This window comes from Paenibacillus ferrarius, from assembly GCF_002027705.1.
GTDB lineage: Bacteria > Bacillota > Bacilli > Paenibacillales > NBRC-103111 > Paenibacillus_E > Paenibacillus_E ferrarius.
Genome location: NZ_MBTG01000010.1, coordinates 57,123 through 79,396, shown reverse-complemented (window position 1 = coordinate 79,396; position 22,274 = coordinate 57,123). Strand labels below are relative to the sequence as shown.

The 22,274-nt window shown below is 45.5% G+C and carries 21 protein-coding genes and 1 pseudogene; 5 read left to right on the top strand and 17 right to left on the bottom strand.

Translation table 11 applies throughout. From position 1 onward, the window contains the following. Window positions 1-11: 11 nt before the first annotated feature. Together BC351_RS11910 and BC351_RS11905 are read right to left on the bottom strand one after the other, a co-directional pair. On the bottom strand, window positions 12-1,163 hold the full coding sequence (locus BC351_RS11910) for a benzoate/H(+) symporter BenE family transporter (protein ID WP_244208969.1): 1,152 nt from the start codon (window positions 1,161-1,163) through the stop codon (window positions 12-14). Beyond that, window positions 1,160-1,975, bottom strand: a complete 816-nt coding sequence (locus BC351_RS11905; RefSeq protein ID WP_079412150.1) for a uroporphyrinogen-III synthase — start codon at window positions 1,973-1,975, stop codon at window positions 1,160-1,162. Before BC351_RS11905 ends, BC351_RS11910 begins: the two co-directional genes overlap by 4 nt. A 217-nt stretch (window positions 1,976-2,192) precedes the next feature. Between BC351_RS11905 and BC351_RS11900 the strand changes: the two genes are divergently transcribed. Next, window positions 2,193-2,990: a hypothetical protein gene (locus tag BC351_RS11900; RefSeq protein ID WP_079412148.1), complete on the top strand. Its 798-nt coding sequence runs from the start codon at window positions 2,193-2,195 to the stop codon at window positions 2,988-2,990. A 102-nt stretch (window positions 2,991-3,092) separates the two neighbouring features. Continuing rightward, window positions 3,093-3,626, top strand: coding sequence for a hypothetical protein (locus tag BC351_RS41525; protein ID WP_144028362.1), 534 nt, complete (start codon window positions 3,093-3,095; stop codon window positions 3,624-3,626). A gap of 52 nt (window positions 3,627-3,678) precedes the next feature. Here BC351_RS41525 and BC351_RS11890 read toward each other — a convergent pair. The 4 genes and pseudogenes from BC351_RS11890 to BC351_RS11875 form a co-directional block, all read right to left on the bottom strand. Beyond that, window positions 3,679-4,421, bottom strand: a pseudogene (locus BC351_RS11890) (SDR family NAD(P)-dependent oxidoreductase). 136 nt (window positions 4,422-4,557) lie between these two features. Then, window positions 4,558-5,268, bottom strand: coding sequence for a YebC/PmpR family DNA-binding transcriptional regulator (locus BC351_RS11885; protein ID WP_079412144.1), 711 nt, complete (start codon window positions 5,266-5,268; stop codon window positions 4,558-4,560). A gap of 97 nt (window positions 5,269-5,365) precedes the next feature. Next, entirely contained in the window at window positions 5,366-6,127 is a 762-nt protein-coding gene (locus BC351_RS11880) for a glycerophosphodiester phosphodiesterase (protein WP_079412142.1), read from the bottom strand. A 62-nt stretch (window positions 6,128-6,189) separates the two neighbouring features. Continuing rightward, window positions 6,190-6,648 carry an Lrp/AsnC family transcriptional regulator gene (locus BC351_RS11875; RefSeq protein WP_079412140.1) on the bottom strand — a complete coding sequence of 153 codons (459 nt, stop codon included), beginning with the start codon at window positions 6,646-6,648 and terminating at the stop codon, window positions 6,190-6,192. A 196-nt stretch (window positions 6,649-6,844) separates the two neighbouring features. Between BC351_RS11875 and BC351_RS11870 the strand changes: the two genes are divergently transcribed. Continuing rightward, complete coding sequence (locus BC351_RS11870; RefSeq protein WP_079412403.1) at window positions 6,845-7,996, top strand: serine hydrolase domain-containing protein; 1,152 nt, start codon at window positions 6,845-6,847, stop codon at window positions 7,994-7,996. A gap of 78 nt (window positions 7,997-8,074) precedes the next feature. Further along, window positions 8,075-9,265 carry an MFS transporter gene (locus BC351_RS11865; RefSeq protein ID WP_244208968.1) on the top strand — a complete coding sequence of 397 codons (1,191 nt, stop codon included), beginning with the start codon at window positions 8,075-8,077 and terminating at the stop codon, window positions 9,263-9,265. A 93-nt stretch (window positions 9,266-9,358) separates the two neighbouring features. Here the strand turns inward: BC351_RS11865 and BC351_RS11860 are convergent, their stop codons facing one another. Beyond that, on the bottom strand, window positions 9,359-9,997 hold the full coding sequence (locus BC351_RS11860; protein WP_079412138.1) for a YfbR-like 5'-deoxynucleotidase: 639 nt from the start codon (window positions 9,995-9,997) through the stop codon (window positions 9,359-9,361). A gap of 134 nt (window positions 9,998-10,131) precedes the next feature. Then, window positions 10,132-11,007 carry a sigma-70 family RNA polymerase sigma factor gene (locus tag BC351_RS11855; protein WP_079412399.1) on the bottom strand — a complete coding sequence of 292 codons (876 nt, stop codon included), beginning with the start codon at window positions 11,005-11,007 and terminating at the stop codon, window positions 10,132-10,134. 202 nt (window positions 11,008-11,209) lie between these two features. Here BC351_RS11855 and BC351_RS11850 point away from each other — a divergent pair, with 202 nt between their 5' ends. Beyond that, the gene (locus BC351_RS11850; RefSeq protein ID WP_079412136.1) at window positions 11,210-11,851 is read left to right on the top strand and encodes an NAD(P)H-dependent oxidoreductase; all 642 of its coding nucleotides are present in this window, start codon (window positions 11,210-11,212) and stop codon (window positions 11,849-11,851) included. Window positions 11,852-11,921: 70 nt separating this feature from the next. On the opposite strand, the gene clpP is transcribed toward BC351_RS11850, so the two are convergent. The 9 genes from clpP to BC351_RS11805 all read right to left on the bottom strand — a co-directional run bounded on the left by clpP (window position 11,922) and on the right by BC351_RS11805 (window position 22,197). Continuing rightward, a complete protein-coding gene (clpP, locus tag BC351_RS11845) occupies window positions 11,922-12,503 on the bottom strand; it encodes an ATP-dependent Clp endopeptidase proteolytic subunit ClpP (RefSeq protein ID WP_079412134.1) in 582 nt (193 codons plus the stop codon). A gap of 18 nt (window positions 12,504-12,521) precedes the next feature. Further along, window positions 12,522-13,052 (bottom strand): hypothetical protein, encoded by a 531-nt coding sequence (locus tag BC351_RS11840; RefSeq protein ID WP_079412133.1) that lies wholly within the window; start codon window positions 13,050-13,052, stop codon window positions 12,522-12,524. Continuing rightward, window positions 13,049-13,465, bottom strand: a complete 417-nt coding sequence (locus BC351_RS11835) for a MerR family transcriptional regulator (RefSeq protein ID WP_079412131.1) — start codon at window positions 13,463-13,465, stop codon at window positions 13,049-13,051. Before BC351_RS11835 ends, BC351_RS11840 begins: the two co-directional genes overlap by 4 nt. Window positions 13,466-13,649: 184 nt before the next feature. Continuing rightward, entirely contained in the window at window positions 13,650-15,545 is a 1,896-nt protein-coding gene (locus BC351_RS11830) for a substrate-binding domain-containing protein (RefSeq protein ID WP_208629702.1), read from the bottom strand. 1 nt (window position 15,546) lies between these two features. Next, window positions 15,547-16,752 carry a response regulator transcription factor gene (locus BC351_RS11825; RefSeq protein WP_158082058.1) on the bottom strand — a complete coding sequence of 402 codons (1,206 nt, stop codon included), beginning with the start codon at window positions 16,750-16,752 and terminating at the stop codon, window positions 15,547-15,549. 11 nt (window positions 16,753-16,763) lie between these two features. Then, entirely contained in the window at window positions 16,764-18,551 is a 1,788-nt protein-coding gene (locus BC351_RS11820; protein WP_079412127.1) for a cache domain-containing sensor histidine kinase, read from the bottom strand. Window positions 18,552-18,637: 86 nt separating this feature from the next. Then, window positions 18,638-19,666, bottom strand: coding sequence for a galactofuranose ABC transporter, permease protein YjfF (gene yjfF, locus BC351_RS11815; RefSeq protein WP_079412125.1), 1,029 nt, complete (start codon window positions 19,664-19,666; stop codon window positions 18,638-18,640). After that, window positions 19,650-20,690 (bottom strand): ABC transporter permease, encoded by a 1,041-nt coding sequence (locus tag BC351_RS11810; RefSeq protein WP_079412123.1) that lies wholly within the window; start codon window positions 20,688-20,690, stop codon window positions 19,650-19,652. The genes yjfF and BC351_RS11810 overlap by 17 nt, the downstream gene beginning before the upstream one ends. Beyond that, entirely contained in the window at window positions 20,662-22,197 is a 1,536-nt protein-coding gene (locus BC351_RS11805) for a sugar ABC transporter ATP-binding protein (protein ID WP_079412121.1), read from the bottom strand. The genes BC351_RS11810 and BC351_RS11805 overlap by 29 nt, the downstream gene beginning before the upstream one ends. Between the last annotated feature and the right edge of the window lie 77 nt (window positions 22,198-22,274).

The window sequence follows — 22,274 nt, the reverse complement described above, 5'->3', positions numbered from 1 at the left end:
CTTATCGAATTCTATGCAGGTGATTTCTTCTCTCCAAAAAGCTTCGCAGTAGCCACTCCTACAGCTAATGCCCAAATAGGAGACGAAATGCCCAGAAGTGTTATGTTTGATATCGCAATAATAAACGTAAACAACGTAGAAAATTTGAAATTTATATCTGAAAAAGCAAATTGCAAGCTATTCATCAGTACCCCGACTAGAGAAAAGCCTGTAATGATTGCAACGAAGGAGGAAGGAAGCAGCTCGATGATATCAATGATTAACCAAGCGAATAATCCAAATAACGCAACGAGTGTTCCTGAAACGATGGCCGCCCAAATTCGTTGATCGCGCGGACCCGCGTCCTCCCCACTGCAAAGCGCACTCATCATGCCGCCAATATTGGCAGCATGGCCTGAAAATAGCCCTGCTGCTGATGAAAATAAGCCTGAAAAAATAAGCGTCTTATTCACTGGAGGATGATATCCATTGTTTTTCAATGCTGCTAATGCTACGGCAATATCATTGCTTACAATTAATATAGAAATTGGAATAGCAATAGACACTAGGGCTTTCATCGTAAACGCAGGCATCACTGGAAGTGGTACGATAATGCCTGTATGCTGCATTTGCGGAAAATGGTAACTGAGAAGCAAGCCCGCAATTCCAAAAACAAGCACACCCATAAACGGCGGAATTTTTCGGGAACTGATTCGAGTAATAAAGAACCCCAGAATAGCGAGTAATCCTACTATCGGCATATCCTTCACAGCCGGAACTATTTTCACAACATAATTTAGAATCAGCCCCGCAAGCAGTGCATCAATGAACGGCTTTGGAATGGCATTGAGCACCTTATGGAATAGGCCAGTGAAACCAAGCAAAGCAATGATCAAGCCCGATAAGATAAACCCAGCGGCTAATTCATGGATTGAATATTGCACAACTGTGGACGTCAAGAAGGCGATTGCCGTAATGGAATGGGCCCCACCAAAAGGGATCTTGAACTTAAGCGTCATCGCGAGGTTCAGAAGTCCGCCGATAAAGTAAACAGCAAACATCCAAGTAACAATTTCACTCCGAGTGAACCCTGCGCTTTGTGCTGCATGGATAACTAATAAGGCCCCGCCGCTGCATGCCAGCAAAGAAGACATGATGCCTGTCATGATATTTTGAATATTCACAACGCTTCTGACCTGCTGTAATCTCTCACCAATTCAATCAGCATCGCCCCCATCCTCTCCAGCTCAGGCACAATGACTTGCTTCAAACCTTCGTCTTTCAAGGCTTCAGCTGTTACTTTACCAACGGCAGCCGCTTTGACATGCGTGGAAAATGCCTGAAGTACGGTTTCGATCATTCCCTCACGTCTCGCATAGTCGAACAAATATTTCACCTGTACCGCTGTCGTGAAGCAAACCGCATCAATCGAATTTGTCTTAAGCTCCTGACATAATGTTGCCAGTGTTGCTAGTTCCGGCTCAATATGCCGATAGGGCAGCAGCTGAATGACGCGGGCCCCCCGCTCCTCCAGAAATTGAATTAACGCAGGCTGGACTTCCCCATGCAGCTGGACGACTACCGTTTGGTTCGAGAAATCATAGGAAGACAATCGGTTCATCAGCCCTTGTGTCGTTCCATCTTCATCGATGACCTCTGGCTTAAGTTCCAGCTTCTTTAGCAATGCGTACGTCTTATATCCGCGTGCCGCAACCTTGGCAGCCTTCATTTGGTGTATCAAATCCGCATAAATGCCTAGCTGATCAGCTGCCCCGAGGAGTGTATCTGTTCCTGTACCTGTTGTAAGTACAAACCAATCTACTTGGTTATTCACGCAAAATAATAGTTCTTTCTCTACGGCCTTCTCATCCAAATAGATGAAACCTTGCAAAGAACGAACAAGCGGGATTCCTCCCTGCTTTTCGATTAACAAGCTCATTTCCTCTGTTTTTCTGGAACCGGCAATTACGATTTTCTTGCCTCTCAATTTATCCATTTCTCTATGATTTCCCCTTTGTTTGCTTGGATAGGATAGAATCCCTGTAATCTCCTTCTTAGAAAATAGTATATAGGAAAGTGCCCCTTCACTCATCAGCCACTTTGCCACGATTACTCCCATCCAATCTGCCTTTATTTAAGGTTCTGTTTGGGCATTTCTCCCGCATAAAAATAGAATGGCTGCACCTGAATGTTAACAAAATGAGGAGACGTCCATGATCATTCTCACAGGAACCAACCAAATAACCTTCGGTGAAGGTACGCTGACTGGGCAGGAATTAACTATTTTTCAGAAAAAAAATAACAGCGCTGTAGAGTATCACTATGACTCGGTGGATACCCTCTTATTTGAACTAAACATGCGATCCCAAATCATGGAGTCCGCGAAAGCGCTCAGCACCAGCGGCGTCTATTTCGCTGATCTCACAAAATCCATGGCTAATCCCGCCTATTGGCACATAACCGATCAGGGAAGATTCAAGTTGAATGCCGGCGCTTCCCCGCAAGAGGCAATTCGCGATATTTTCACCAATGGAAGCGCCTATGCTTTCGAGTGTTCCATGGCTGTCATCGTCGTCTTGTACAAAGCGATATTAGAATCCATCGACCCTAGGCAATTCGATAGGATGACTTCAGATCTTTTAATATTTGATTGGCAATCCAACAGCAAGCTGCACCTGGTCGACCGAATCGGGAATGAGGAAGCCATTACGGGGGATATCATCTATTTTGAGAACCCCGAGGTTCATCCTATGCTGCCTTGGTGGAAAGGCGAAAATGTCGTCATGATCGAGGAAGGTCTCTATTATGGACACGGTCATGGACTGGGCATCACCTCAGCAGAAGTGGTCATTACGATTTTGAACAAATACAGATTGGATGGCAGTATGCAATCAGCATTCATGACGGATCGGTATGTACATCCCGACTTTACCTACTTCGCGCCATTCCAGGGCAGTGATCGGAAGAAGCACATTACGGTGAAAATCGGGGATTCGATCTATGTTCGATGAAGCGATGCCATTAAAAAAAGAAAAAATTTCTATAGACAAGTGCCCTGTTTTCTACTCCTTGCATAGGATGACGTATGCCTACATCAGAAAGGGGAAAGAACAATGACACAACGTAATGCATCAACGGAGGATAACCTCCCTTTTTATCAACAAGCAACAAGAAATGAATCGCTCCTTCCAGTTCAACAAGCGCCAACACCAATGCCAATGCCAATGCCAGCCCCAGCGCCAGCGCCAACTTGGACCGGGGATAACCAGCCTATCTATCAACAACCTATTGCAGCAGCACCAGGCGTGCATTATCCTGCGCATCCGCAGCAACACTTTGCCCACCATCAACAACCGCATCATGTTTACCATCCACAACATCACTATGCTTACCATCCGCACCATCACCATGCCTACCACCCTATGCATCATCTTGCTTACCATCCTATACATCACCTAGCCTACTATCCGCACCCTCATCTTCTGGCTCAGCACCCGCATCATCACCATGCACAAACTGTCCATCACCAACCGCATCATCATGCACAAGGTACTCAGCACCACCATATGCATGAAATGCAGCATCACCATACACAAGGTATGCATCACCATACACACCATCATAACCCTTCGCAAACTAACAACTAATACGCCAAAAAAAGACCTGGACACATTTCTCGTGTCCAGGTCTTTGCTTTGATCAGACGGCCGTATATCCGCCATCTACCAGCAGGCTCGTTCCTGTGATAAAAGAGGCATCTTCACTGGCGAGGAACAGCACCGCTTTGGCGACTTCTTCCGGTTTGCCTAGACGCCCCATAGGGTGTAGTCCAACTAAGTGCTGCGTAACCGCCTCGCTCCGTCCTTCAATGAGCGGGGTGTCAATATACCCTGGGCATACCGCGTTAATTCGAATCCCTTTGGTTGCGTAGTCTGCGCCAAGCGACTGTGTCAACAGTTTAACTCCGCTTTGGCCGAAGCGTACGCCGTGACGCTCGCTTTGCCTACGTGACTGTGAATCGAGCCGCAGTTCACGATGGAGCCTCCTGTACCTTGTGCAAGCATCTGCTTGATCGCATATTTATCGCAAAGAAATACACCTGTTAGATTGATATCAATTGTTCTTTGCCATGCCTCCATACTTAGTTGATCTGCTGGCGCGTCCTTAGCTATTCCCGCGTTAGCGAATAAAATATCCAATTTGCCATATGTATTCACCGTTTGGGTTACCATATGAATGACATCATCCTCTTTGGACACATCGGTTTTTACAAACAAAGTATCCAAACCCTTCGCATTCAATTGATCCGAAACCGCTTGCCCCCGATCTGAAAAGTCGGCAATAACAACCTTAGCCCCTTCTTCAGCAAATAAGCGGGCTGCTACCTCCCCAATTCCGCTTGCACCGCCTGTAACAATCGCTACTTTCGAATGAAATCTCATGAGTGAACACTCCTTTTCTTCATTTCAAAACCACAGAAAAACCTCATCTATTTTGTCCATGATTTTCTAATTCAACTCCCGTAAATAAAAAAAACCGCGCAGAGCGCGGATAATTAAAACATGTATTCGAGTACCATTATTCGACGTTATGAAACACTTGCTGAACATCCTCTAAATCTTCCAAAGCATCAATCAATTTATCAAATTGCACTTGTCCTTCTTCCGGCAAGCTGACGTTGTTCTGAGCCAACATCGTTACTTCAGCAATGGAAAACTCCGTGATTCCAGCCTTTTTGAAAGACTCTTGAACAGCGTGGAACTGCTCCGGATCCGCGTAAACCATGACGATTTCATCTTCTTCAACAAGATCACGAACGTCGACATCCGCTTCCAGCAAAAGCTCCATGATATCATCGATGCTCTTGCCTTCAATCCCAATAACAGCTGTAGCATCGAACATGTAAGCGACTGAGCCGTTAACACCCATATTACCGCCATTTTTGCTAAATGCAGCTCGCACGCTTGATGCCGTACGGTTCACGTTATTCGTCAATGTATCCACGATGACCATCGCGCCGTTCGGTCCGAAGCCCTCATAACGAAGCTCCTCATAAATTTCATCCGAGCTGCCTTTGGCTTTATCAATCGCGCGATCAATAATCGCTTTTGGTACATTATAGGTTTTGGCACGCTCGAGCACAACTTTCAAAGCACGATTCGCTTCAGGATCTGGTTCCCCTTTACGAGCTGCCACATAAATTTCCAGTCCGAACTTCGCGTAAATCCGACTTGTATTTGCATCTTTGGAAGCTTTCTTTTCTTTAATGTTATTCCATTTACGGCCCACGATTGATCCCACTTTCTTTTTTTATTTCATTACACATAATAACCGATTTTGCGGCTAAATGGAAAAAATAAATCACATTTCTGCTTAAAACCGAAGCTTAGTCACGCTTTCCCAGCTCTTGCTTCAATTTAACCAACAAGGCAACATCTCGTGTCGTAATCGACGCAACGCCCAAATCTATGTACGAACGCATCAGCTTTTCTTCATTCACTGTCCAAATATAAACCGGAAGACCCAATGATTGGGCATACGCCATCAGCTCTTGGCGAACGTGGATATGCTCGATGTTGATCCCGAAACAGGAGGCTGAAAGAGCATCCTCGCAGGTTTTTACCATTGCGTCCTGGTACGAAAGTGTTTGGAAAAGAGTGCTGTCAGCATTCAGAAGTTTTCGCAGATCAGGATTTGAACGCTCAGCAAGCTCTGCTCGATTCAGTCCGCATCCAGACAGAAACACCTGGCCAGCCATGTCAAACTTCTTCACTAACGCGGCAATAGGTCCGATGCTCTCGTCGACCTTTACATCCAAATTCACAGTTTTACCTAAATCTTGGATAACTGGCAGAATGTCTTCCAGTCTGCAAATCGCAAACGTTTTGCGCTGCTGACCATGAGTGACCTCGATTTGGAGCTCCTTTAATTCTTCGTAGGTCATTCGCGAAAGGGACACTTTCCATCCATCGGCGGTCACCCATTCATCATTATGAGCCAGCACGGGAATGCCATCCTTCGTTACTCTGATGTCTTCCTCCACGACATCCGCACCAAGCTGAAGCCCTGTTTGTACAGATAACAGCGTATGATCGAGCGTATTCATGCTGCCGCAGTGCGCGGTAATGATGGGAAACGGATAACTCATATTCGCAACACATCCTTTTTGGAGAATTATAACAAGCGCCTATGAAAGATGGCAATCGAAATCTAGCTCAGCAGGTTGATGCTTGTTTCTTCAAGAGAAGGAATAAGAAATTTATGTTCGATTGGCGACGACATCACGATCAGAATCGTATAGGTCCCGTATTTATCACATTGGTTCCCGAATTCTTCGAGGGCTTTCGTGGAGTCGGACATCACTTTCAATAAGTAATTGTGTTCTCCACTTATGCGGTAACATTCCACCACATCGGGAGTTGAACGGCAGAAGTCAACGAATGCGTGACAGTCTCTTGAATGAAAAAGCATATAGGCAGCCGCCTGTTTGCCAATTTTCTCAGGGGAAACAATCGTGCGATACTCCCTGATGACTCCTTTTTCTTCCATACGCCTAACTCTTTCTGTTACGGCGGGTTGAGATAAATTGACGCATTTCCCCAGTTCCGTCATTGATATTCTCGCTTGGCTTTGAAGGTGAAAAAGGATTTGCTTATCTATATTGTCCATTGAAATTCACTCCTTTAAATTAAAGGTTTTCCCCTGCTAAATACCTTGATTTTATCCGTAGCAAGCTCGATTTAGCTTTATTGGCTTATGTAATTAACATAACTAATTTTATAAAATAAACTTACAATAGTAAAGCGCCAAAGGCTTTAACTATTTCGAAAGGATGAGCATATTGAGCACGATACATTCAAACATCATGAACTCTGACCATTTGCCTGGTTGCATCGATGAGGTCATCGAGCGCACGATCGCGGACAAAAGATTGGTTGGCGCTGTCATTCAAGTCGCCTTAGACGGCGAGTTGGTTTATAACCGGGCTGTTGGTCTTGCCGACCGCGAGAGGAACCGCCCTATGCGAGAAAATGCCTTATTTCGACTGGCCTCAGTTACCAAGCCAATCGTTTCAACAGCCGCCCTCGTCCTCGTTGCGCAAGGCCGCATGCAGTTGGACGATCGCGTTGACCGCTGGCTTCCAGCGTTTCGGCCGCGTCTGCAAAATGGCGAATTCGCAGCATTGACGATTCGTCACTTACTGACACATACCGCTGGACTGACTTATCGATTCTTTCAAGAAGAGAATGGCGCCTATCAGCGTGCCGGGGTATCCGATGGCATGGATCAGCCAGGAATTACACTCCAAGAAAACCTGCGCCGTCTAGCCTCCGTACCGCTCCTCTATACGCCAGGCACCGAATGGAAATATTCCATTGCAACCGATGTGCTGGGAGCTGTAATTGCCGAGGTCACTGACACCGCGCTTGGCGAGGCCATACATGCGCTGGTGACACAGCCGCTTGGCATGCGCGACACTGGTTTTACTGCTGCCGATCCAACACGGCTGGCTACTGCTTATGCTAATCATGCTCCAGAGCCGCGGCCTCTGCATGATCCCGATAGCATTGCCTTTCTAGAAGGTACGGCAGGCTTCAAACTATCCCCTGGCCGGGCACTGGACAGCAGCGCCTATCCTTCTGGGGGAGCCGGCATGGTTGGCAGTGCAGGCGACTTCTTGTTATTGCTCGAAACATTACGCAAGGACGGATCGCCGCTTCTGCCAGAGGCATTGGTTCGTGAGATGACGACCAACCAAATCGGTGATCTCCCTATGCCCTTTTGGCCAGGGCGCGGCTTCGGCTTAGGCATTACAGTGCTTAAAGATCCCATTGCCGCAAACACGCCCGAGTCACCTGGTACTTGGCGCATGGGCGGCACTTATGGGCATTCATGGTTCGTCGATCCGGTGCAGCGCCTCAGCGTTGTGGCCTTCACCAATACGGCATTGGAAGGCATGTCGGGCCAGTTTACCATTGACCTGTGCGAAGCGGTTTATAACAAAATCAACGAGTAAAGAACGAATACAGGAGCCTTGGTCCGGTATGAACTGGCCAAGGCTCTTCACCTACAAAATCATGAAGGAGTGGTCGCTTTGTCGCTAATACGATCTACAAGAAGACCCCTAAACCCTATTTTCTTTATTGCTCTAGGTTTATTTGGCGTATATACCATTGAGTTTGGCGTTGTCGGGATACTGCCCTCTATTATTGAACGTTATCATGTCAGCACGTCTCAAGCCGGAATGCTCGTCGGAGTGTTTGCACTTGTCATTGCACTTTTTGGTCCCTTTATGGTCTTATTTCTCTCAAAATTTAATCGTAAGCCTGTCATGATAATCTCTTTATTTATTTTTGCTGGAGCCAGTTTATTGTCTGCTTATACCTCCAATTTCTATATACTGATGGTGCTTCGGATCGTCCCGGCGTTGTTCCACCCTGTCTATTTTTCCCTAGCTTTTGTTGCAGCAGCTTCACTTTATCCTAAGGAGAAAACCACGCAAGCTTCCGCCAAAGCATTTGTTGGCACGAGTATGGGAATGGTTCTTGGGGTCCCGATTACTTCTTATCTTGCGGGTCAGTTCTCCTTCGAAGCAGCTTTTATTTTCTGTACCGTTGTAAATACCGCTGCAGGCATTGGGATCGCCATTATGCTGCCACGAACGCCCAAAGCCGAGCAATTATCCTACAAGAAACAACTCGGCATACTGCGTAAAGTCCCCCTTTGGATAAATATTGGCGCCTCCACTTTTCTATTTGCCGCGATGTTTTCCGTCTACAGCTATTCCACAGAATACTTGGGGCAAGTACTAGGCATGAGTGGCAAAGTAATAAGTATCATGCTTGTCGTTTTTGGGGTTGGAGGTGTGGCTGGGAACCTGTTAGCTGGGAGACTGCTGGCCATAAATATGGTGAAAACGACCATTTTCCAGCCGATTGCCCTAGCGCTCTCATTCCTGCTTCTTTATCTGGGGGAATCCTCTTTTTTGCCCTTTTTCATCCTCATGATTATATGGGGAGCCGCACATACCAGCGGATTGATTGTAACCCAGATTTGGTTAACCTCTGAGGCTCGAGAAGCTCCTGAATTTGCAACAGGATTGTATATTTCTTTTATTAATCTCGGGGTGTCGATGGGATCGATTGTTGGCGGATGGTTTATATCCGGTACAGACGTGCATGGAACCATCTGGAGTGGCATTCTCTTTATTGTGCTGGCACTTGCTTGCATCGTATCCAAGATTGTTTACGTTAATCATCAAGCATTAAAGGCCGCTCATCTTTAACAACGAGTCCCCCAAACTAAAAACGGAGTCCGCAAACCACGCGGCTCCGTTCATATAAGAATATGAATGAAAAATTGTATCAGCAACTCAGTCTCAGGCGCCATTGTCAGCCAAGGCCTCTTCGGTTATTCGTCTAATGTCAACGGAAGAAGTGATTTCATCGTTCACCATGTCCGGCAGAATATGGCTCAAGAAATAGTCCACACAATGCAAATCAATATTTTTGATTTTGATTAAGGCATTTCGGTACATTTTGACAAATTCTTTCTCCGTGTTTCCCTTCTGTATTTCAGCAAAAGCCTCATACACTTGGTCCATCTTATCGGCAACCTCCAGAATCAATCCTTCAATGGATTCATCTTTGCCTTCGCGCAGTTGATTATGAAATATTTCTTTGAATTCTTCCGGGATATGTTCCTCAATAAAGTTATACACCATGCCTTCTTCTACCTTTTGTATTAACAGCCTAAGTTCAGGCGAAGCATGCTTGACTGGCGTTTTGATATCCCCAATGAAGATTTCGCCATAATCGTGGCTGCTGGTAATTTCATATAATTTTTTCCAGTTGATACTGGCTCCATGTTTCTCTTCGATGTCTGCAAGCGTTTTGGCATATTGAATGACTTTCCAGGAATGTGCTGCGACGCTGTGCTCCTCAAACTTGAACTTGCCCGGGCACCTTATGATTCTTTCTAATTCATTTAGAGATCTAAAATAAGAGTGAATGCCCATGATGTAATCCTCCGTATTTTCGAATGTCGGCCATACGGTAAGTATACAATCCCCCTGTAAAGTACAGATTAAAACTAATCAACCGCATTGTTAAAAGTAAACAAGCTCAGGCGTTAGACGGCCTCAATCCTGATTTATCTTCCAGCCGGGTCCAACACCGCCAGGTCAAGCTGGCTTATGCGCGAGGGGCTGGAGATCAAATCGACCTCTGTGATCTTCCCGTCCTTCATTGTAAATTGAAGGACATAGAGAAGTCTTCCGCGAGGAGCTGCGATGATGCCTACTGCGCCGTTCACCAGGGCTGGCTGCGCAGCTTGCGCACGTCCCGATACCTGCTTGGCCAGCGCTACCGCGCCTCGCGTTACACTTAATGCTCCTGTCTGACGATCATCCCGGAGCACAACATCTGGATCAAGCGCCGCTACCAGCGCATCGAAATCACCGGAATGCGCGGCAGCAAGGAAAGCGTCAATAAGCTCGCGTTGACGAGCAAGATCCGCTTCAGACGCCGTCGCCGTTCCCTGCACCCGGCGTCGTGCCCGGCTTGCTAGCTGTCTGGCTGCCGCTTCGGACTTTCCCACAATGGGGGCTATCTCATGGAAAGGGATAGCAAAAATATCGTGCAGCACGAACGTAATGCGTTCTGCAGGACTCAGCGTGCCAAGTACGACCAGCAGCGCCAGTCCAACAGAATCAGCCAGCAATGCTTCTCGTTCGGGATCGCTCCCGTCCTCATGACTTGCCAACGTCTCAGGTACTTGAATTTCTATTGAATCTTCGCGTCTTGATTTTCGAGAACGCAGCATATCCAGGCACACCCGGGAAACAACCGTTGTCAACCATCCTCCCAGGTTCACAACAGCGCTCGTTTCCGAACGGCTAAGGCGCAGCCATGATTCCTGTACCGCATCCTCTGCTTCACTCAATGATCCAAGCATGCGATAAGCCACTCCCTGCAAGTGATTCCGATGCTCTTCGAATTGCTCGGCCAACCATTCATGTTCGCTCATCATTTAAATACCTTCTTTATCTGAATTTAGTCTATATACCTAATTGACGAACGAAATCCACCTAATGTGACAAGATTTTATCATTCGTTGATTTTCATACTAGGCTTGATCACCTCTGTCACACTCCTGAAGTTTGATCCGTCATTGTAGTGAAAGGCTGAGAAATCGGCTTCATTCACCACTTGAAGGAGGCAATTTTAGTATGGCAACCGTATTATATATCATAGCAAATCCGAACGATCATGAGGCATCCTATAGCTCAGCAGTAGGAAAAGAGTTCGTAGAGGCCTACCGTTCGGCTAATCCACAGGATGAAGTCGTTTATCTTGATCTATTCCAAATGGATATTCCACAAATTGATGCCGATGTTTTTAGCGGATGGGGCAAGCTGGGGGCCGGCAAGGGATTTGGAGAATTGACCTTAGCTGAGAAAACAAAAGTCAGTCGTCTTGGCGAACTCGTAGATCAATTTGTTGCTGCTGATAAATATGTATTTGTCAGTCCGATATGGAATTATTCCTACCCGCCCGTTATGAAAGCTTACATCGACGCCATCTGCGTTGCAGGCAAAACCTTTAAGTATGTGAAGGATATAGGACGAATTGGCCTGCTGGGTGATAAAAAAGCGGTTCACATTCAAGCAAGCGGCAGCCGACTTTCTTCGGGGTCCGCGAATGCAGACTATGAAATGGGTCATCGCCACCTGGCTGGCATTATGGAATTTTTTGGAGTTCCTTACTTTAAAGGCATCTTCGTGGAAGGTATGGCCGAGACACCTGATCAAGCCCACCTGATCAAAGAAAAAGCAATCCAACAATCACGTGAAATTGCCCTAAGCTTCTAAAATATCCCCTCCTCACTCTGGTATATCATTTGGCCCAGAGCTGAGGAGGGGATTTTTTTCTAAAACCTGTTTAAGCTTTACGAATAACCTCATCGATGATACCGTAAATTTTCGCTTCATGGGCATCCATAAAATGATCGCGATCGGTGTCTTTTTCTACCTTTTCAATGGGCTGATCGGTTTGCCGCGCTAAGATCTGATTAATATGGTCACGTATCCGCAAAATACGTTTAGCGCTGATTGCGATATCGCTTGCTTGACCGCGTGCTCCCCCGAGAGGTTGGTGAATCATGATTTCGCTGTTCGGCAGCGCAAACCGTTTACCTTTTGCTCCATTTGCCAATAGAAAAGCTCCCATGGAAGCAGCCATTCCAACGCATAAGGTGGATATATCGGATTTGACGAACTGCATCGTATCATAGATGCCCATTCCTGCCGATATGGAGCCGCCAGGGGAGTTGATATACATGCTGATGTCCTTCTCCGAGTCAGTTGCATCCAAAAATAACAACTGTGCGATGACACTATTTGCTACTTCATCGGAAATTTCACCTGATACAAAAATGATGCGGTCTTGGAGAAGCCGCGAATATATGTCATAAGCTCGTTCGCCTCTTGCCGATTGTTCAACAACATAAGGAATCAGATTCATGGATTAGGTCCTCCCCATCTAGTAATCTACACGGTATTTCTTCTCGAGATAAGCGTATTTATTACTCCTCAAATCAACGATTTTAGGCTGGATATTTACGAATTCTATTTCAGTTTTCGGCAATATCCCAGTAGAGCTGCCTAACTCTTTCAGATGCTCAATCAGTTGTTCGTCAATCTCGAGATCATCCATATCATCTTCACTGACGAAGCGAATAGGGATCTGTTGTATGAGTTCTTTGCAACTGTTTGACTGATCCTTGTAGCGAAGTGTCACTGTAATTAACGCTTCGCCGCAATCCACTGCGGCTTGTGTGTACAATTCAACAAATATATCCTTATCCTGTGAGATTTCAAGCCAGATAATCTTCGATTCACTTTCATCATATCCGTTAAGATTAGGTGCACGATGGAGTCCATTGGGGAGCTCAATGCACACTTCTGCTTTTACTACTGTTGAAAAATCCGCAGGAAAGATCTGAATCCATAAATGATTCATCCCTTCTTCCTGCTCCATGATTGATTTAGCCAACCTCAAATTGAGTCTCATTTCGTTTCCCCCCTTAAGACCTGAGAAACAGAGTCAATAACTTTTTGTTTTAATTCGGCTGAAATTCGCGGGCTTAGCGTTATTGTGACATCCTCAGATAGCGTGAGCGTTTCGTTTTGCAGAACACGACTTGGATCATAAAGGTGCATCTGTTGGCCGATCTTCTCTACTTCTTCTATCGAGAGCGTTTTAAATTTTTCTTGGATGGAAGCTAACGTTTCACCTATTCTTGATAAAGTGATAATGGCTCGAAAGTAGTAAACATGTGTATCCGTATACACCCTTTTATTGCCGGACAACTCTAATGGCGGTACCATTCCTATTTGTGTGTAGTATCTTACTGTTCTCAAATTCATTTTGGGGTCGTCTTGATGAAGAATCTCCGCGATTTGTTTTGCGGTATAACCATTCATAGTATCCCTCCTGTTACACAGAACTGATTACGATACAGTTAAATGTATTATATACAGTTTACTGTAACACTATACTTTTCGTCAATTGGGCAACATAAAGTTTTGCCTGAAATAAGAAAAACGGAGCCCGCTCGAACGCGTGGCACCGTTTTATTTCCAGCAAGCCGGATAGAACTTTGCACTTCTAATACTTCCGTGTAGAGATATCACGTTTCGCTGTATCTTGCGAGAAAATTCCCTCTGCTGTAATGATGTTGACGGGAATTTCTTTGCCTGCGGCGAGATCTTTGACCGCTTTAATAATTTGTGGACCAAGAAGCGGATTGCACTCCACAGACATGTTCAGCTTCCCGGCTTGCATAGCTTGAAAAGCGAGCTTTGTGGCATCCACAGAGAGCACAACAATTTCTTTCCCAGGCTTCAAGCCTGCCTTCTCAATCGCTTTGATGGCCCCCAGCGCCATATCATCATTATGAGCGAAGACAACTTGCGGAATTTTCCCCAAGCTGATCGCCTTACTCATTAAAGCTTGCCCGCTTTCATAAGTAAAATCGCCAATTTCCGAATCCAGCACACGAAAGCCGCTGCTTTGCGAGAGCACTTCCTCAAAGCCTTGTTTTCGCTCAATAGCAGGCGCAGAGCCAGCCGTCCCCTGCAGCTCCAATACGTTCGTGACTCCGCTGTCAGACGCCTTGTGCTCCACAAGCCATCTGGCTGCTCTTCGCCCTTCTTCAACAAAATCCGAGCCAATGAACGTTGTCCACAAGGAATCGTCTTCCACTTTGACCTTCCTGTCCGTCAAAATAACCGGTATGCCAGCTGCCTTCGCTTCTGTCAACACTTGCTCCCAACCCGTTTCTACGATAGGCGTAAAAGCAATGACATCGACTTTCTGCTGAATAAAACGACGAATAATCTCTATTTGCTTGTCCTGGCTCCCCTCTGCGTTCTGCATCATGAGATCAATGCCAACGTCTTGGCCAGCTGCGTTCTTGATTGATTCCGTATTCGCTGCGCGCCAGCTGCTCTCAGAGCCAACGATAGCTACGCCCAGCTTAATCTTTTTCGTGCTTACATCTAGTCCAGTAGTGGGAGGCTGCTTGTCATTTTGCTCATTGGCTGCTTCCACTTGGTCAACATTTTTACGTGTAATCAGATGACTTCGCAAAATAATCTTCTTGGGAATCACCTTCTCACGGTTCATGATATCCATTGCGTATTGAATCGATTCTCGGCCCCCTGTTGGGCTCGTAACCGTACCGCTTAGCACACCTTGTTTGACTAAATCGAATCCGCCGTTCTCGGTATCCAGCCCATCAATGCCGATGATAGGCACATTTGGCAAGCCTAGCGCTTCAATCGCCCGGTGCGCGCCAAGCGCCATGGCATCGCTGTGAGCAAAAACAAGCCGAACCCCCGGGTTGGAAGGCAATATGCGTTTTAATTCGTCCTCCGCCAAATCTCGCCGCCATTCTCCGTCTATCACTTGGGCAATCTTAATAGATGGCGTCCGCGATAAATAATCTTGAAAGCCATGGCTCGTCTCCTCGACCGATTTGGAATGAATGCTTCCTTTAATTTCTACAATTTCAGACGAAGTGCCTGCAAGCAAATCTGAAGCTAGTTTACCCGATTTTTTGCCGATGGAAAGATTATCAGACCCTATAAATAATGAGTAGTCGTAGCCGGTAACTCCGCGTCCCAGCACAATAACAGGAATATTTTTGTAGACCTCTGTCACGATAGGGGTCAGCTTCTCGGAATCATTTAACGAAATAATGAGAAGATCAATACCGTAGTTCATCAGCTTTTGAACATCGTGTATTTGCTTCTCACTATTTTCTGCTGCATCCGTAAAAATGAGCCTGACATTTTTATGCTTTTCGGCTTCTTTGCGAATTTCATTATTCATCATCATTTGCCGTGGTTCGTTTAAATTAGGCTGACTAATGCCTATCAAGAAATCAGGTTCATTGGTCACAGCCTTCAGATTCAACACACAGATGACCAGCATGAGTACGACCACTGTAAGCAACCCGAAAATAAAAGGTCCTCGTTTATTGCTTGATGGATCTCTCATCCTAATATTCTCCACGTTTTCTATATTCCAGCGGCGATACGCCTGTCATCTTCTTGAACGTATGACTGAAGTAGTGCTGCGATTGATAGCCGACTTTTTGGGCAATTTCGTAGATCTTGGAAGTCGGATCGTTCAAATGCTGGATAGCTTTCTTAATCCGAATATCGGTAAGGCAGTCTACGAACGATTTGCCGAGATCTCTTTTTAACAATTTGCTTAAATAAGTCGCATTCACATTCATCTGTTCGGCCACTTCCGATAACGACAAATCTTCCTTATAGTAATAAGTTTCTAAGTACTTCTTCGTCATCATCACAATAGGGGTCAGGACACTTTCACGGAGGAGCTCTTGATGCAGTTGTTCATAGGATGCCGGCACTTGTTCAAATTGTTCCACGACAGCATGACTAAGAAGCAAACTAACGCCCAAATAATTCATCACAGTACGTTCGAAATCTTGATAAATGGCGCGCAAGACAGTCAGCTTTGATATTTGAGTTAGCGCAGCAATCCGACCTTTGCCCACACTAAAAACAGCGGATACCGGCAATTGCGGAAGCATTTCATTCAGAATATTTTTGATAGCAAATTCCAGCAAGGAAGGGTCCCAAATCTTATTCGGCGCACTGACCGATACTTTGCTAAGTGGTTTCAGCAGCAGCAAACTGGTTTGTCCATGGAAATGCAGTTGAAAAAACGGCCATTCCTCCTCAAATTGTTCCTTGGTAAGCTGTCCTGTAATCCACTTGCTTAGAAATTCCTCCCGCATCGTTAACGCATTGAACTCCAATTTATGGTTCATCCATTGTGTATGTTTGAGTTCAACTCTGTCCTTCATTAGGACTTCCAATGCTTTATTTACCGCTGCGCTAAGCTCTGTTTTTTGAACAGGCTTTAGCAAATAATCGAAGACATTGAGTCGAACGGCCTGCTGGGCATAAGCAAACTCATCATGTCCCGATATGACGATTACCAAGCAATCCGGATTTTGCGCTTGCAGTTTTTCAATTAATTCAAGCCCATTCATGAATGGCATGTTGATATCCACAAACATCAGATCAGGGCAGATTAAGGCTGCGGTTTCCAATGCTTCTTTGCCGTTTTCCGCTTCTGCGACAACCTCAATGCCCATTTCTGACCAAGGCAGCGTTTTTCGAAGACCATTTCTTATACGAGGTTCATCATCTGCTATCATCAATTTCCACATATTCTGCCACCTCATTCTGTCTTTTTCGCTTCTTGCAATTTGGGATGCTTGATTTCAACGGTTGTTCCTTTGCCTAACTCACTATAGATCTGAAGACCATAAGATGTGCCGTATGTAAGTTGAATTCGTTCATTCACATTAAACAAGCCTATGCCATAATGTTCCTCTCGTTTTTTCTCGCCATGCAAAATTCGGTTCATTTCCTCCAGTTTCTCAGGCGGGATACCTGCCCCATCATCCGTAATTCGAAAACAGATCAGATCCAGCTTCTGCTCAGCTGTAATCGTAATTTTCCCTTTGCCTGATCTCGCTTTGATTCCATGATAGATGGCATTTTCGATCAACGGCTGAAGAATGAGCTTGAGGACATGGTATTGATACAAGGATTCGGGAATATCAAATTTAAAATCTAATTTATCCATATAGCGAGACATTTGAATAATCATATAACTTTCAGCATGCTTGACTTCATCACGTATCGGAATCCATTCATTGCCTCGGTTTAAACCGATTCGAAATAAATTCGTCAGCGCGCCAATCACTTCAATGATATCGTCCGCTTCATATTCCTGAGCCATCCATTGCAGCGTATCCAGCGTATTATATAGAAAATGCGGTTTAATTTGCGCTTGAAGCACTTGAAGCTCAGCCTCCCGCTTTTTTTTCTGCTCCTCATAGACCAAATTGATTAGATGTTTAATTTCTTCGAGCATATGATTAAAGCTATCTCCTAGCTGTCCGATTTCATCTTTGGTTTCAGAAACGAAACGTTGATTCAACTCGCCATTCTTGACATGCCTCATTAAGCTCATCAGCTTACGAATCGGACGAACCAAGGTGCCGGTAAAATAGGTAGATAAAAGCGCTGCCAAAACAATCGTGATGAGTGTAACAATTAACGTATACAATTGAATATCCTTCACAACCCTTTGGTAGTCATCATTAGGAATAACCCCTATGAATCTCCATTTGTTCGTGATGGAATCGTTAAACAAAATGCGATAAGCGTGCCCTTTAATTTCTTGCGTAAAGCTTCCTTGTGACCCATCTGGCAGCCACTTTCCTTGAATCCGATACACAATTTCGTTTGTAGGCGCATACACAATATTGCCTTTATGGTCCAAAATGTACATAAATCCGGATTGGCCTAACTTCACATTTTCAAAAATAGATTTGATCATATCCATTCGCAAATCCATGAGAACGACACCCATGACTTGTTTGGTTGCAGGATCTTGCACGGCATGTACGAGCGACATAACATCGTAAGAGCTGTAATTCAGCGTCGTTGATACATTCCGCCCAATCGGGTTGCTGATAATCATCGTTTCGCTTGGTGCTTTAATCGCGTCTTGATACCAGCTTTCTTCTGTCAGAGGATCACGAGTAATCCGGTACATATCATGGGAAGTGAAGGTGCCATTCTTATTCACCAGCATAATGCCCATAACTTCCTTATTGCGCTCAACGTACATGGATAAAGTTTTCTCAATTTCTGTAACGACCAGACTAGAAGGATCTTGACCTGCATCCAGCTTCATAAATTGCTCAATATTAGCATCCTGTCCCAAATAATGAAGGATATCTTTCAAATGTTCGATATAATAATCGACATTGCTCTCTACCTGATGAATCATCTGCAGTGTGCTTTGATCCGCCTGATTCTCGGAGTAATTGCTGTAGGCTCTGCTGCCCCAGAAGCTTAAAGATAGAATGGAGATTAGAATAATTAAGAGGAAGATGCAGTTAAGCTTAAAACGGATGCTGCGGTCCTGCCAGTAACGAAGATATGCCTTCACTGCGATCCTCCTCTTGATGTTTGCCAAAGCATAGGTTGCAGCTTCATCTTCCGATTTGGAAAATTGTCCCGATCGCTTTTATAATATCATAGCCGTACAACATTTTGGACGTTGTTTTTCAGTTTTTTTGGCGTGAGCGGGTTTCGCTTTTTTTCCCTTCTGGAGACGATGACGCGCTGCAAAGCAATAAAGGCGAATAACAGGAAGCCGATGACGATTTTGGTCCACCAGGAGCTTAATGAGCCTTGAAACATAATCATCGTTTGAATAACACCAGCGCTTAATACGCCAAGCATGGGCCCAACTAAATAGCCAAAGCCGCCCGTAAGCAGAATTCCACCTATCACACAGGCCGCAATCGCATCCATCTCGCCTCCCATCAAATGAAGGCCATATCCAGAGAGCATGTAGAAGGTAAAAACAATTCCGCTTAATGCCGAGCAAAAACCACTTAACGTATAGACGGCTAATTTGATCGTGTAAACGGGAAGACCCATTAATTCAGCGGATTTCTCATTGCCTCCAATGGCATATACATTTCTGCCAAAAGCCGTATATCTTGAAACATAAACAGCCGCTGCAACCGTCACTAACGCAATGACCACTCCAATGGAGATCGATCCTTCTCCTGGGATAGGAATTCTATAGTTCGATATTGCACTATAGATCGGATTATCGATTACGATGCTTTCCGGGCTAATTAAAAAGCACGTGCCGCGCGCTAAAAACATCCCCCCAAGGGTTACAATCCATGGATGAATATGATAGCGGCAGATCAGATAGCCTTGCAAAAGGCCAAATATCGTACCTAGCAGCAGCACGCTTGGCATGACGACAAAGGGATGAATGCCCGCCCTTAGCATGACTGCCGATAAGACACTCACCAAAGCGATTAAAGAGGCAACAGATAGATCAATGCCACCCGTAATAATAACGAAAGCTAAGCCCGTTGCCACAATGATCAGAAAAGCGTTATCGACAAACAAATTTAGAAACACTTGCATCGAGAAAAAACTATCGAACATGGCAGAGCCCGTGCCGTACAAGGAAAAGAACAAAAGCACCGTAGCTAGAATGGTGATGTTAGAGGATGTAATTTTAAGCGGCAGCTTCATTAACAAGCACCTTCTTCCTGATTTTTTTGCCAAACTGACGACTTAATTTATCTCTTAACACATCCGATTGAACTAGACTGACAACAATAATGACAATGGCTTTCACCACCATGACGGATTCCGACGGCACACCAAGCGTGTAGATCGTCGTCGTTAAGGTCTGAATAAACAGAGCACCTAACACCGTTCCACCTAAGTAGAACCGCCCGCCTCGCATCGAAGTCCCCCCGATCACAACGGCCAATATCGCATCTAATTCAAACCAAAGGCCGGCATTATTCGAATCCGCACCCGTAATGTTAGAGCTAACAATGATGCCTGCAAGCGCTGCGCAAAATCCGCAAATGACGTAGACGGACATCATAATGCGAGTGGAATGAATTCCAGCAAATTCGCTGGATACACGATTAGAGCCTACGGCTTCCAGAAACAAGCCAAATGCTGTCTTGCGTGTAATAACGTGCAAAATAACAAAAACAATGACCGCCAACAGGACGGAGAAAGGCAAGCCCAGCAAGTAGCCGCCCCCTACAAAGCGGTAGGCTGGATCGGCAATCGTAATGATTTTCCCGCCGGAAATGAGCTGCGCGATGCCTCGCCCCACCGTCAATAGAATAAGCGTGGCAATCATCGGCTGGATTTTCAGCTTAGCGACAAGCAAACCGTTCCAATATCCGCAAAGAGCGCCGATGCCCAGGCCTGCCAATAAGGCGAGGACAAAGGGAACATGCTTCTGCAGCAGAAAAGCAGCCAATGAAGCGGCAATAGCCAGCACCGAACCTACGGAAATATCAATGCCCTCTTTGGCAATGACCAGTGTCATGCCTAACGCAATGATCAGTATCGGAGTGCCTCGATTTAAAATATCAATTAAACTCCCGAATAAGTGTCCGTCCTGCAAGCGAATATTGAAAAATCCGGGCGTAAAGAACGCATTAAACAGCAGGATCAAAGCGATCCCGGCTGAGGGCCAAAACAATTTGGAATGCATAGCATTATGAAACATGCTCTTGAATCGAATCATTTGGGTACCCTCCTTCTGCGATCATTTGCATAATTCTTTGTTCACCGATTTCATTGCCGGACAACTCCCCAATAATTTGCCGATCCCGCAATACCATAATCCGGTCGCAACAACCGACCATTTCTTCCCATTCCGACGTTATCATCAAAATGGTCATTCCTTCTGCTGCTAGCGAAAGTATTAATTTGCGAATCTCCGCTTTGGAGCCTACGTCGATCCCTCGTGTCGGCTCATCCAAGATGAGGAGCTTCGGATTCGTCGCTAACCATCTTGCCAGAATTGCTTTCTGTTGATTGCCGCCGCTTAATTGATCAATTCTTTGTTCCATGCTGGACACCTTAATGCTCAGCAGCTTGATGTAATGCTCGGCAATTTCTTGCTGTTTACGAAGTGATAAGTTATGAAGTAGCCCTCGTTTGGCTTGCAAAGCGATCACGATATTTTCCCGCACCGTTAATTCTCCGATAATGCCTTCCACTTTGCGCTCTTCTGGGCAGAAAGCCAATCCATATTCAATCGCTTTTTTCGGAAACATCGTGCGAATTTTATCATTATCAATGGTCATAGCGCCTTCATCTGCCTTGTCGATCCCAAAAATCAGCTTCGCCATTTCCGTGCGCCCTGAACCAAGCAAGCCGGCAAGCCCCAGTACCTCACCTTTGCGCACCTTGATATCAAATGGCTCTATGGAGCCTCGGCGTCCTAATTGCTCGGCTGATACCCATACTTCGCCATTGCTTTTCCCGGCAACTTTGCTCTGCTGCTCCTCATCCTGCCATTCACGCCCGATCATCTTCGATATGAGCTTAATCCTCGGCAGCTCCTCGGTTCGATATTCGCCAACCAGCTCCCCATTTCTAAGCACCGTAATGCGATCGGATACCTCATACACTTGATCCATGAAGTGTGTGACGAATACAATCGCCAGCCCCTCATCCTTTAGCTTTCGCATAATCCGAAAAAGCTCTTTGACTTCCTGCTGATCAAGACTTGAGGTCGGTTCATCCAAAATAAGCAAGCCGGAGGAGATATCCACAGCTCGTGCGATAGCGACCATTTGCTGGATCGCGACCGAGAATTCCGATAGAGGCTTTGTCACATCAAGCGCGATACTTAACCGATCCAGAAGCTCTTCCGCCTTGCGGTTCAAGAGACTCCAGTCTATGCCGCCCATGCGCTTCTTCGGTTGACGACCGATAAACAAGTTCTCTGCTACGGATAGATTAGGACACAGATTCACTTCCTGATAGACCGTACTAATCCCTAATGCTTGAGCGTCCTTGGGAGATCTGATATGTACAGATTGACCATTCAAGGTCACGCTGCCATGATCCATCTCATGAACACCTGTCAAAACTTTAATCAAGGTGGATTTCCCTGCCCCATTCTGTCCCATCAAAGCATGAATTTCTCCTCTTCTAAGCTGAAAATCCACATTCGTTAAAGCCTTGACACCGGGGAAAGCCTTCGTGACTCCTGTCATCGTTAATACAGGCTGCTGCTGCATAGTTCTCCACTCCTTATCTGTTATGAAACGAAATCAAGAGCTCAGGAACGACTCTTGATTTCGTTTTTTCTATTTAT

What these genes read in the sequence shown, in the direction of transcription:
- BC351_RS41525 (WP_144028362.1), top strand. Translation starts at nt 3,093, where the DNA reads ATGACACAACGTAATGCATCAACGGAGGATAACCTCCCTTTTTATCAA.
- BC351_RS11860 (WP_079412138.1), bottom strand. Translation starts at nt 9,997, where the DNA reads ATGGGCATTCACTCTTATTTTAGATCTCTAAATGAATTAGAAAGAATC.
- yjfF (WP_079412125.1), bottom strand. Translation starts at nt 19,666, where the DNA reads ATGAAGCTGCCGCTTAAAATTACATCCTCTAACATCACCATTCTAGCT.
- BC351_RS11805 (WP_079412121.1), bottom strand. Translation starts at nt 22,197, where the DNA reads ATGCAGCAGCAGCCTGTATTAACGATGACAGGAGTCACGAAGGCTTTC.
- BC351_RS11835 (WP_079412131.1), bottom strand. Translation starts at nt 13,465, where the DNA reads ATGAATGGTTATACCGCAAAACAAATCGCGGAGATTCTTCATCAAGAC.
- BC351_RS11880 (WP_079412142.1), bottom strand. Translation starts at nt 6,127, where the DNA reads ATGAGTTATCCGTTTCCCATCATTACCGCGCACTGCGGCAGCATGAAT.
- BC351_RS11855 (WP_079412399.1), bottom strand. Translation starts at nt 11,007, where the DNA reads ATGAGCGAACATGAATGGTTGGCCGAGCAATTCGAAGAGCATCGGAAT.
- BC351_RS11875 (WP_079412140.1), bottom strand. Translation starts at nt 6,648, where the DNA reads ATGGACAATATAGATAAGCAAATCCTTTTTCACCTTCAAAGCCAAGCG.
- BC351_RS11870 (WP_079412403.1), top strand. Translation starts at nt 6,845, where the DNA reads ATGAACTCTGACCATTTGCCTGGTTGCATCGATGAGGTCATCGAGCGC.
- clpP (WP_079412134.1), bottom strand. Translation starts at nt 12,503, where the DNA reads ATGAATCTGATTCCTTATGTTGTTGAACAATCGGCAAGAGGCGAACGA.
- BC351_RS11830 (WP_208629702.1), bottom strand. Translation starts at nt 15,545, where the DNA reads ATGAGAGATCCATCAAGCAATAAACGAGGACCTTTTATTTTCGGGTTG.
- BC351_RS11900 (WP_079412148.1), top strand. Translation starts at nt 2,193, where the DNA reads ATGATCATTCTCACAGGAACCAACCAAATAACCTTCGGTGAAGGTACG.
- BC351_RS11825 (WP_158082058.1), bottom strand. Translation starts at nt 16,752, where the DNA reads ATGTGGAAATTGATGATAGCAGATGATGAACCTCGTATAAGAAATGGT.
- BC351_RS11810 (WP_079412123.1), bottom strand. Translation starts at nt 20,690, where the DNA reads ATGATTCGATTCAAGAGCATGTTTCATAATGCTATGCATTCCAAATTG.
- BC351_RS11850 (WP_079412136.1), top strand. Translation starts at nt 11,210, where the DNA reads ATGGCAACCGTATTATATATCATAGCAAATCCGAACGATCATGAGGCA.
- BC351_RS11840 (WP_079412133.1), bottom strand. Translation starts at nt 13,052, where the DNA reads ATGAGACTCAATTTGAGGTTGGCTAAATCAATCATGGAGCAGGAAGAA.
- BC351_RS11905 (WP_079412150.1), bottom strand. Translation starts at nt 1,975, where the DNA reads ATGGATAAATTGAGAGGCAAGAAAATCGTAATTGCCGGTTCCAGAAAA.